The 11,330-nt window shown below is 45.1% G+C and carries 9 protein-coding genes; 1 reads left to right on the forward strand and 8 read right to left on the reverse strand.

Annotated elements, in window-relative coordinates; translation table 11 throughout:
- Positions 1-28 precede the first annotated feature (28 nt).
- The 5 genes from metA to msrA all read right to left on the reverse strand — a co-directional run bounded on the left by metA (position 29) and on the right by msrA (position 6,031).
- Positions 29-943: a homoserine O-acetyltransferase MetA gene (gene metA / locus ACOJUR_RS12955; protein ID WP_072874299.1), complete on the reverse strand. Its 915-nt coding sequence runs from the start codon at positions 941-943 to the stop codon at positions 29-31.
- A 31-nt stretch (positions 944-974) separates the two neighbouring features.
- A complete protein-coding gene (locus tag ACOJUR_RS12960) occupies positions 975-2,441 on the reverse strand; it encodes an amidase (protein ID WP_203115260.1) in 1,467 nt (488 codons plus the stop codon).
- 75 nt (positions 2,442-2,516) lie between these two features.
- The gene (locus ACOJUR_RS12965; RefSeq protein ID WP_203115259.1) at positions 2,517-3,947 is read right to left on the reverse strand and encodes an amino acid permease; all 1,431 of its coding nucleotides are present in this window, start codon (positions 3,945-3,947) and stop codon (positions 2,517-2,519) included.
- A gap of 103 nt (positions 3,948-4,050) precedes the next feature.
- The gene (locus ACOJUR_RS12970) at positions 4,051-5,565 is read right to left on the reverse strand and encodes an MFS transporter (RefSeq protein WP_420950237.1); all 1,515 of its coding nucleotides are present in this window, start codon (positions 5,563-5,565) and stop codon (positions 4,051-4,053) included.
- Positions 5,489-6,031: a peptide-methionine (S)-S-oxide reductase MsrA gene (gene msrA, locus ACOJUR_RS12975; protein WP_072874302.1), complete on the reverse strand. Its 543-nt coding sequence runs from the start codon at positions 6,029-6,031 to the stop codon at positions 5,489-5,491. The genes ACOJUR_RS12970 and msrA overlap by 77 nt, the downstream gene beginning before the upstream one ends.
- Positions 6,032-6,178: 147 nt before the next feature.
- On the opposite strand from msrA, the gene ACOJUR_RS12980 reads away from it, so the two are divergent.
- Positions 6,179-7,960 (forward strand): M3 family oligoendopeptidase, encoded by a 1,782-nt coding sequence (locus ACOJUR_RS12980; protein ID WP_420950238.1) that lies wholly within the window; start codon positions 6,179-6,181, stop codon positions 7,958-7,960.
- Here ACOJUR_RS12980 and ACOJUR_RS12985 read toward each other — a convergent pair.
- The 3 genes from ACOJUR_RS12985 to ACOJUR_RS12995 form a co-directional block, all read right to left on the reverse strand.
- The gene (locus ACOJUR_RS12985) at positions 7,924-8,196 is read right to left on the reverse strand and encodes a GIY-YIG nuclease family protein (RefSeq protein ID WP_072874346.1); all 273 of its coding nucleotides are present in this window, start codon (positions 8,194-8,196) and stop codon (positions 7,924-7,926) included. The genes ACOJUR_RS12980 and ACOJUR_RS12985 overlap by 37 nt on opposite strands.
- Positions 8,197-8,252: 56 nt before the next feature.
- Entirely contained in the window at positions 8,253-9,950 is a 1,698-nt protein-coding gene (gene aspD, locus ACOJUR_RS12990; RefSeq protein ID WP_242650284.1) for an aspartate 4-decarboxylase, read from the reverse strand.
- Positions 9,951-10,096: 146 nt separating this feature from the next.
- Positions 10,097-11,329: a prenyltransferase/squalene oxidase repeat-containing protein gene (locus tag ACOJUR_RS12995; RefSeq protein ID WP_420950239.1), complete on the reverse strand. Its 1,233-nt coding sequence runs from the start codon at positions 11,327-11,329 to the stop codon at positions 10,097-10,099.
- Between the last annotated feature and the right edge of the window lies 1 nt (position 11,330).

Raw genomic sequence — 11,330 nt, forward strand, 5'->3', positions numbered from 1 at the left:
TATCCCCCTTCTCACCTTATGCTCACTTTTAGTGCAAACTGGATAAATCGTAAGGGGTTTGCTGATAAACGTAATAATTGAGCCAGTTAGAGAAAAGTAAATATGCGTGTGAACGCCAGTTGTGCAGAGGCGTTTGTGAAGGATCGTCATTCGGAAAATAATTTTTAGGCAATGGCACTTGCAATTGACGCTCAATATCACGATGATATTCTTCCGCTAGTGTCTCCCGATCATATTCCGAGTGGCCGGTGACAAAAATTTGTTGTCCATCTTCCGTAGCCACAATGTAAACGCCTGCTTCTTTAGATTTTGAAATCAACTGTAATTCTGGACAAGCTAAAACATCTTTTTCATCCACAGTAGAATGGCGTGAATGGGGCGCTAAAAATCCTTCGTCAAATCCTCTGACAAGAGGAATGTCCAGACAAATTTCATGAGTAAATACACCAAACATTTTTTCTGCAAGCGGACGCTTGGCAATACCATAATGATGATATAACCCTGCTTGCGCACCCCAGCAGATATGAATGGTGGATGTAACGTGCTGACGGGACCAATCCAAAATGCGAGTCAATTCCGGCCAATAGGCAACTTCTTCAAACGGCAAATGTTCTATTGGCGCTCCCGTGACTATCATGCCATCGAAATTTTGTCTCTCAATATCGCGAAAAGTCGTATAGAACGCTTGCAAGTGTTCAGTTGACGTATTCTTTGCTTGATGCGTCTCCATTCTAAGCAGAGTGATTTCCACCTGCAAAGGTGTATTGCCGAGCAAACGCAGAAGTTGCGTCTCAGCAGTCTCTTTGATAGGCATAAGATTGAGAATCAAAATTTTTAACGGTCTGATATCTTGATGGAAGGCCCGTTGCTCGTCCATCACAAATACATGCTCTTGTTCCAGAACACGTTTAGCTGGTAAGCCTTCAGGCAATTTGATGGGCATGAACGCACCTTCCTTTCCAAATCAAAGTTTTTCAATTCTCTGAGCGATACGAAAGCTTTGGTGCTTGTCGATGCAGCGTTGCTTGTTCATAAGCATAGGCAAGCTGCAATAGGCGCGCCTCAGAAAACGCACAACCTGTAAAGGTCAAACCCCAAGGCATCCCTTCATCATCATAGCCAGCCGGAACTGTGACAGAAGGATACCCCGCTTTAGCGGCAATCGACGATGCAAAATATCCAGGCGAGACTAGAGCATCCAGAGAATGTTCTGCCATCAGGCGATCGAGATTTTGTTGTCTTGACCAATGTAAATCGCGTCTACGCGCGTTTAAATACTCCGCATCTGTGAGCGTACCGCTTGTAGCTTCGGCACGCAATAACATCTGTTGACCAAATTTTAAAAGACGCTCTGGATCTTTTTCATTAAATCGAATGACATCTTGAAGAGAACGGATAGACACATGATGGGGCAACTCTTTCAAATAGGCGTTCAACGCTGACTTAAATTCATAAATCAGTACTTCGTAGCCCGCATCTCCCTCTTCCGGATCTATCAACTCCAAATCTTCTATGACAATGGCGCCTTGTTTACGCAATACGTCAAACGCCGCCTGCATAAGTTGATTTTGAGAATCGTTCAATTGACTGAAAAACTGCTTGACAACACCAATCCTTGCTCTATTCAAGCCCTCAGGTGTAAGACCTGCCGTGTAATCATCCAATATTTGACCTTGAGAGGTCAACGTAGCAGCATCATCGGGATCGACACCTGCGATAACATTCAGCAATAGCGCAGCGTCTCGTACAGTGCGTGTCATTGGTCCCGCAGTATCTTGACTGTATGCAATCGGAATAATGCCTCGCCGACTGACCAACCCCACAGTGGGTTTGATACCTACCAAACTGTTTTGGCTGGAAGGACTTAAAATAGAACCGGAAGTTTCTGTACCAATTGCCGCTGTAGCAAAATCCGCAGCAATGGCTGATCCCGATCCGGCACTCGACCCACCCACATCGAGGCGTCCGGGTCCATAAGGATTGAGCGTCTGGCCCCCTCGCGAACTATAACCATTCGGCATATGATCTGCCATAAAATTAGCCCATTCTGTCAAATTGGTTTTGCCGAGCAGAATTGCTCCTGCAGCACGCAATTTGCGAACCAAAAATGCATCATATCCTGCATACGATTTTGCTAATGCCATACTTCCCGCACTGGTATGCATGGCATCAGCCGTATTGATATTGTCTTTAATAAGTACAGGGATGCCGTGTAATGGCCCGCGTGGCCCCGTCCTGTGACGCTCCCTGTCCATCGCCTCGGCAAGAAATAAAGCGTCCGGATTGATTTCAATGACTGCAGCCAATGACGCCCCTTGTTGATTGTTCTCAGCGATTTTCCGCATATATTCAAGGGTTAACTCAACAGCGCTGAATTCTCCCTTTTGCATTGACTGTTGTAATTCTTCAATGGATTGTTGATCCATGGAAACTTGACTCATCATTGTCCCTCCTAAGTTCATCCGCAAACTGTTTTACTATCGCGAATGTTCTGTAGGGATTACGCCATCTATGACCTAGCTTCCTGCACTCTTTTGAATCTTTTTGCGAACAAACCAATAAGCGATGGTAAGCAATAGATAAATAGCAGCAAACGCATAAAATGCGATCCGCTGTGATGGCTGAAACAAAGCGTAAATCGTCAATGCCACAATGAGAGCGAGACATACATAGGACGAGACAGGCGCACCGAAGGCTAGCTTGGAAACTTGAAAGGATTGGCTGGCAGAGCGTAAACGAGAGCGCCAACTGATAAAAGTGAGCAACATAACAAACCAATAGAAAAAAGTCATGAAACTGGACGCACTGATTAAAAACTGATACACATTAGACGGCAGAGCATAAGCAAGAATCAGCGAAAGCGCAATTCCAATCGCTGTAGCGAGTAGAGCCCCATATTGAACTCCGCGTTGATTTTGAATCTTAACAAAACGCGGCGCTTCATTTGTCTCGCCAAGACTGTACAAAATCTGCATGGAAGAAAAAACGGCGCCTGCCATGACACTAAATGAGGCGATTAGAATGGCAGCATTGAAAATGTCAGCTAGCCAAATTGTACCGTGGCGCTGCAAAGTCAACACAAATGGACTAATCGATGTATTGACACTTTGTGTCGGTTCAAACCAAATAACAAAACCCACGGCCACAATGTAAAGTACCGTCAGGATGAGAATAGTAAGAATTGCAGATAACTCGACATCCCGACCACGCGGTGTTTTGACAGCTGCAGTAGCAAAGACACCTATCCCCGCATAAGCAAAGACGACAATCAACATGGACTGCATAAGTCCCGTAAAACCGTGTGTAAAGAAAGTCTCCGATGAAGAAAGGAAAGCTGCTGGATGCGGCATCCCTGTTAATAAACCGCTGATTAAAAGAACAGCAAAAAGAATAAAACCGACCAAAGCCGCAATCTTTACAACAGACATAAAAGACTCAACGCGATCGAAATTCCTTACACCAAACGCATTAATGATAAGAATAATAATGGAATATATGGAGGCAGTCAGCCATTCTGCAATATGGGGTAGCCATATATGGGTAAATACAGCCATAGCTACAGCTTCACTGGCAATCGTCAATACACTCGTCAAGTAATAAATCCATCCCTGCAAATAGCCAGCGTAGGAACCAAGATAACGATCGGCATAAACTTTGAATGAGCCTTCTTCAGGTTCCTTGACAGCAATCGAAGTAAGAGCGCCTGTCACTTGAGCGGTAAGAATTCCACCAATAAGAAATGCAATCAAAACAGATGGTCCTGCTAAACGAATAGGTACGCCGCAGCCAAGAAAAAAACCTGCGCCAATAATACCCCCGATACCAATCAGCGTCAGCATAGGGACACCAGGTGCTTTTTCCGGTTTTACATCATGATGATGGTGCAGGGATGGTGTATTTGAAATAATTGGACGCCAACTTGCCCTTTTGCCTCCGCTGCTCTGCATAGCGATTCCTCCCTCGCTGTCAGGGCCAAGAGAAAAACACTGTTTATCCCTTTGAACCTGCTTGACATCAGAAGGTAGTATGCAGCATGCTTCACCACTTCATTCAGCGAGCCTCAGCAGAGGAAAGTTTTTGGTTGCGAGCACCCGCTCTGGTGATGGAAAAGAGCGCTCCTAGCACGCATACTGCACTAGCCGACCAAAAGACAGTGTGCAATGCGGCAAGGAAATCCATCGGCTGGCTAATTTGCGCACCAACAGGCACGATTTTCCCAGTCATTTGGTGTAGTCGCCAACTGAGCAGTGAAACAGAAAGCGTGATGCCAAGAATCATACCAATATTGCGGACCAGTGCGTTCAGTCCACCTGCCGTTCCTAAACGTTCTCTCGGAACAGCTCCCATCACGCTTGAATTATTGGGAGATTGGAACATCCCTTGACCCAAGCCGAACATTGCTAACAAGAGAGCGACTGATATGGCTCGTTCATACAAGCCAAGCGTATTCAACAAGGCAAAACCCAACGCATTGACACAAAGTCCTCCTGTGGTTAAAAAGAGTGGGCCGATCCGGTCAGAAAGCCAACCAGAAAATGGCGCGACCAAAGCCATCGTCAACGGATACGCTGCCATAGTGTAGCCTGTTACACGCGTATCCAAATGAAGCACACCTTCCAGATAAAAAGGCATTAACACATTTGTACAAAACAAAGAGACAAAGGAAAGTAACGCAGCAATACTTCCTGCCCGAAACGCATTGATTTTATAGAGCCGCAAATCGACAACTGGCTGGCTAGCACGCAATTGCCGCCATACAAAAAGCACCCAGGCCACAATAGATATAAAAAATCCAAGCAGTGTCAACTCACTACCCCAGCCCCATGTGTCAGCATTGGAGACCGTGTAAAGTAGTGAAATAATTGCAATCATAAAGAGCATAGAACCTGCCCAATCAAAATAGTTCGTTTCCAGTTGACGTTTGGTTTGTCTGCGAAATGTCTGTGTCCCCACGAGAAAACCAAGGACTCCAATGGGTACATTAATCCAAAAAATAGAAGACCATCCAAAAGCAGCAATTAAAATACCACCAAGAGCTGGACCGGTCAATGAACCAACAGAAACCATAGCCCCTGTCACCCCCAGCGCTCTTCCCCGCTCACTGCCTGGAAAAGTAGAGGAGACAATCGCTTGGCTGTTAGCCATGAGAAGCGAAGCTCCAAAGGCCTGAAGTATGCGTGACAATATGAGCCAAACATAGGAGCCAGATAACGCACAAAGAGCGGAACCCATGGCAAACACAAGAAAACCGAAATTGTACAGTCTGCCTCGGCCAAACATATCTGCCAATTTGCCTACAATGGGCAACCATGCGCAAATCGTCAACAGATACGCTGTGACGACCCACTGAATCTCCTGCAAGTGCACATGCAAAGCATGTGACATGGTAGGCAAAGCTACATTGGCTATACTCCCATCAAGAGTTGCCATAAATGTTCCTACACACACATTCGCCAGAATAAACCATTTATTTTTCCATATCGATGTTTCATTCAACTGACTTTGAACCCCCCCAATGGCGTTCTGTAAAATCTGCGCGTCCAGAAGCTCGGTGGTACCGCTCATAATGCAAAGGTTGTTTCTGATAATAGTTCTGATGGTAATCCTCAGCTAAATAAAATGGCTTAGCCGGAAGTATAGGCGTAACAATAGGTTTGTCAAAGCGACCACTTGCAGCCAATTCGTTTTTGGACTGTATCGCTTCCTGACGTTGCTCTTCTGTGAAATAGAAAATCGCCGTCTGATAGGAAGAACCGCGATCGTAAAACTGCCCCCCCGCATCGGTAGGATCAATTTGTCTCCAAAAAATATTCAGCAATTCTTGATAAGATATTTTTTCCGGGTCATACGTGATACGGACAGCTTCCACATGTCCTGTCATTTCACTACAAACTTGTTCATAAGTGGGATTGGGTACGTCACCACCCGTGTACCCTGATTCAACTCGCAGTACCCCTGGCCATGTATCAAACGGCTTTACCATACACCAGAAACATCCACCCGCAAAAATAGCGATTTCTTGTCGATTCATTTGGATGACCTCCCCATCAATGTTCTATACAATAGATCTCTATAGAAAGCCCAGTCCCTTATTTTACACTAGTTTATATTTTATCGCTTTTCCTTATAGCCCAAATTCCATGTCTTTCGATATACTGACTCTTGGAGGTGGGATGAAATGTCGGATATGTCCATGATGCGTTGGGATTTGCAAAGCGTATTTCCTGGAGACAGCAACTCTCCAGAAATTACACATTTCATGGAAGAAACAAGGAAACAGTTGCAATTTCTTGAAGAGGGAATGAAAACGGATTCTTTGCTGCACGTCATCCAAAAACTTCAGAATTGTGGCGCACGCTTACATGAAGTCGGGTCTTACCTTTCCTGCTTGGTATCAGCAGATGTTAAGGACGATAAAGCCAAACAGCTGCAAACACGTCTCTACGAATTAGATGCCCTTTATCAAAAGCTGCTGATTCAATTGGATGCGCATCTTTTGCGTTTGGATGCCACACAATTGGAAACTATTCTCAAAGCTCCTGAGATGGATGAATTCCGGTTCTGGATTAACGAACGCGCGCGCCGGGCTAAAGACAAATTACCAGCCGAAATGGAAGATTTGGCAGTGCAACTTGGTATCGACGGTTACCGTTCCTGGGGGGATTTATACAATATTTTAGTTGGACGTATGTCTATAACATTACATAAAGACGGAAAAACGGAACAACTATCCATGGGTCAGGCGTTTAATCGCATGTCTTCACAAAATCGCCAAGAACGGGAAACTATTTTTCAAATTTGGGAAGATACTTGGGCTAAAGAAGCCGATTTGTTTCAGCCTACTTTGAATCATATAGCAGGTTATCGTCTAGCACTCTACCGTGCCAGAGGTTGGTCTTCGCCGCTTTCTGAACCGCTGCTTATCAATAGAATGAGTCAGGAAACCTTGGAAGCCATGTGGGATACCGTTGAGCGAAATAAACCTCTACTACTAGAATATTTAAAAGAAAAAGCACGGCTTCTTGGCGTAGATGCACCTTCTTGGTGTGACGTGGATGCACCGCTTGGTCAAATGGAACAACGCTTTTCTTACCAAGAAGCCAGGGATTTAATCGTCGAGCAATTCAGCCGTTTCAATCCTGAAATGGGGAAATTCGCTTCCCAATGTTTTGAAAAACGGTGGATTGAAGCCGAGGATAGACCCGGCAAGCGTCCAGGTGGTTTTTGTACCAGCTTCCCCATCAGTCAAGAGACGCGCATTTTCATGACCTTTTCTGGATCGGCGGGAAACGTCTCTACGCTAGCGCATGAACTCGGTCATGCCTTTCATCAGCACGTTATGCGTGGACTTCCGTATTACCAAACTCGCTATGCTATGAATGTTGCTGAGACAGCCTCTACATTTGCAGAAGCGATTGTCTCTGATGCAACTATGCAAGAAGCAAGTGACCCGAAACAACGCTTAATTCTTCTAGCAGATAAGGTCGATCGCGGTGTTGTTATGTTCATGAACATACACGCGCGATTCTTGTTTGAAACACGTTTTTATGAAGAGCGAAAGCGCGGCATGCTTGGTGTCCAGGATTTGAACGAATTGATGACTCAAGCGCAAAAAGACGCTTTCCATAACGCTTTATCTAGTTACCATCCACATTTTTGGGCATCCAAATTACATTTTTATATTACGGGAACACCGTTCTACAATTTCCCTTACACTTTTGGTTACCTCTTTAGCACAGGTATTTATGCGCGAGCGAAAGCCGAAGGTCTTTCCTTTGGCAATAAATATGTGACCCTGCTTCGAGATACAGGTCGTATGAATGTAGAGAATTTAGCAAAACAGCACCTGGGCGTCGATTTGACCCAAAGCGACTTTTGGCAAGAAGCCGCAAACGCAGTAATGGCTGATGCGAAAACATTTCTTCAAGAATCTTCAGCCTTCTCACCAAGTGACTTGTGATACTGAAGCCAAGCTTCTGCCATAGCGGCTTTTTCAGCATGTGATAAGCGTTTGAGCGCATATTCCCGCGACAAAGCCGCCGACTTGTGTAAAATCGGTTCACTATACACCAAGTGCACAGGTCGACGGCTACGCGTATATTTGGCTCCTTTGGCACTTGAATTGTGAGCTTTTACTCGTTGCATCAGATGGGTTGTCACACCAGTATAATACGAACCATCATTACACTTCACCATATAAACAAAATACACTTTTGCTAAGGCCCTCGCTTTGCAAACTCAAGTTAGGAAACTTATGAAGATGGTAAGCCATTTGGCGATTCTTGTCCCCGCCACGCCGCAACGTACGATTCCAGAGCTTGATGAAGATATTTACCGATGTCTGAGTAAGCCTCATCGTTCAGATTGGCAAGAGAAACACGTATCGACCATTTGGGTCCGGCAAAGCCTCCACCGTTGAGTAAAACGATAGCGGATTGCTCAGCAAGACGAAAGAGTATATCCACAGGTTCATAATGGGCAGCAAGGAATTCAAAAAAAGCGTCTCCATAGTGATGCTTTGCCCATACTTCAAGATCGAACTCTGTATAGTAATCCGCACAGTACGCTAAATTCGGTTGCGGCAATCCTAATCCTTCGTAAAGGAGCGCCATTCGATGTCGACAGATATCACGTGTCTGCTGTTTATAACGCTGCCCATCTTCCGTTAGCGCAAACCACGTAAACATAGCCATTTGTATCTGCTGAGGCGTGGATAATCCAGCCGTATGGTTGAGGGCAACTTCACGACTGTCGGCTACCAGCCGTTCCATAACACTTAATTTTTCCGGATGTTGAGTCAACGAACGATAACGATTGGCAAGTTCTTCTTGAATCTGATCCGGTAAATCACCCAATTTATCATTCAAAACGTGATCGGGATGAATGGCAATAACTCCAAGACGCCATCCGGTGACACCAAAATATTTGGAAAGCGAATACACCCCAATCGTATTGCGGGGCAACTTGGCAAGCAATGAACAATACTCGTCGACAAACGTAGCGTAGACATCGTCACTGATAATGATCAATTCTCGGTTGTGCTGATGAATGATTTGGGCAATTTCATCTATGCATTGCGGACTCATAGCAACAGATGGCGGATTGCTTGGATTGACGAGAAAAAGCGCTTTGACAGAAGGGTCTTTGAGTTTATCTAATTCCTCTTTTGGATATTGCCAAGTATGTTCTCCACGATTATCAATCCCACTGGCATAAAGATTGATTACATGAAAGTTGTATTTATGCAATTCTGGAATTTCCACATAAGGCGGGAAAATCGGAACTGCAATAGCAATCTTATCGCCGCGATTCAACAAATGATTCTCCAAAAGTGTATTAAACAGGTAACACATGGCAGCTGTTGCACCTTCGACAGCAAATAGTTCAAAGTTGCTGGAGGGGAACTGATTCTGACAAATTTCCCGAATCAGAAAGTCATGGACAACTTTTTCCGTATACGTCAGCATCCGATCAGGCTCGGGATAGTTATCGCCAATGATGCCATCAACAAGTTCAAATACCCAGTCATCCGGTGGAAAACCACGTGAATTGCCATACTCAACAAACGAACGCAACCATTTGGAAGTTTCATCCGTCTCATGATTATTTAAAAATATATGCATGCGTTCAGCAATTCCTTGTTTCGATGGCTTACCCGCCAAATGTCCTGCACTCCAAACACGCTTGCTTTCTTCTAGAGCAAAGTTGCCAAGCATGAAGAACATCTCACGAGGTGTGGCTGCAATCCAATTAGGATTTCCACGACCAGCATTGAGCAAAGTCGCCGCGCCCTGTTTGCTTTTCTCAGAAGCAAGACGAATCAACTCATTCTTAAATTCAAATGGACTAATGGCTTCAAAGGAACGTTCCATTTTGCGGCGATCATCTAAACTCAGATGTTGCCTCAAATGATTCTCTAATTTAACTTGTCCTGGCCCTTGAGCGTTCAAAAACCGATACCTCCCTGCAGATTACCTGCTGCTAGTATCGGCTACAATTTTTACAGGTATGTACCATTTCCGCGCGACCATCAAGGCTGCCGCGCGGAAGCTGCTTTCTCTCATTAAGAATGATACATTTTTCTGACTGCTAAGTATCAGGATAGATGAGAAATATAGACCGCATCCGCACCAAATGTAGCAGACAAGGCTTGTTTGGCGAGTTGATAATTCCAAGCTTCCCATACAGGATGGCCATCTACAGTTTCCCATAAGCCGCCATGTTTGGCAACGCTTTGCCAGTAGGGATTCAATTCATTCAGATAAGTACCTGCAGCAGCTACATCCCTCAACTGCATAAAAGGAATCCAATGATGATTGATCCAAGCACCACCCTTGACTTCAATAGAGTGCCAGTAATGATTCAATGAAGTTAAATGAGGTGCGCGTAGACGTTGGAACACAGATTCACCCGTTACACTGGCAGCCAAGCCAAATATGGCATCACGCGTAGAATAGCCATTGACTCCTGAATATTCGCCACTGCTCATATAACGAAAACCACCAGATTTTACATCGTAAAGTGACATTAAGTTATCTAAGGGTGAATGACCATTTACCGTCCATGCTGTAGGACGAATGCCTACGCTGGCAAGAGCATCCATAACCGTTCCATCAGAGTCGGCATCTGTAGATTGGGAACTGCTTTGATAGAGAAAACCACCATTCGACTGCTGAAGTGAACGCTCGTATTGCAACGCCTTCGCTATAGCTGGAGATTTTGCTGTCAGTCCCAGAGAACTAAGCGCAGCAATCACATAAGCTGTATCGTTGGAATCGCTCGCTACTCCTGTTGCATAGCCGAAACCACCATCTTTATTTTGCTGTGCGAGCAACCACGTCTCAGCAAGTTTAGGATTCCATTCGGTATTCCCAGCGTCCTCAAGTGCGATGATGGCCAGCGCCTGATTCGTCACACTGCCTGTGACAGTGCCTTTATTGTCATCCGCAAAATAACCTGCATTTTTACCGCTTAAGATTTGTCGGCTAGCCAATACATGCACCAAATTGACATGATGCACCTGATGCGGATCACGATGAGTAGCAAGCATGCTCAAAATCACTTTAACAAGCGTTCCTGTACTAGCAGACGCAGACAAGTCTTTGGCTGGCCATGTAGGTGAAGCAACCATATGTCCTGCTGCAAAATCAGCAATTTTGGTCCAATTCACCAAGCTGTTTGCTTGAGTCGAGTTCATGTAAGCAACAGCCGACGCCTCAGCTTCTGCTACAGTTGGTTGAGTATTGTTGTTGGCTGCATACACTGTCATGGGCGCGACTAAGAGACTAGCGGCTAAGAATCCTGTGCCAAAACGAAGAATATGTTTCACT

The sequence above is a fragment of the Alicyclobacillus tolerans genome, assembly GCF_048984885.1.
Taxonomy (GTDB): domain Bacteria; phylum Bacillota; class Bacilli; order Alicyclobacillales; family Alicyclobacillaceae; genus Alicyclobacillus_I; species Alicyclobacillus_I tolerans.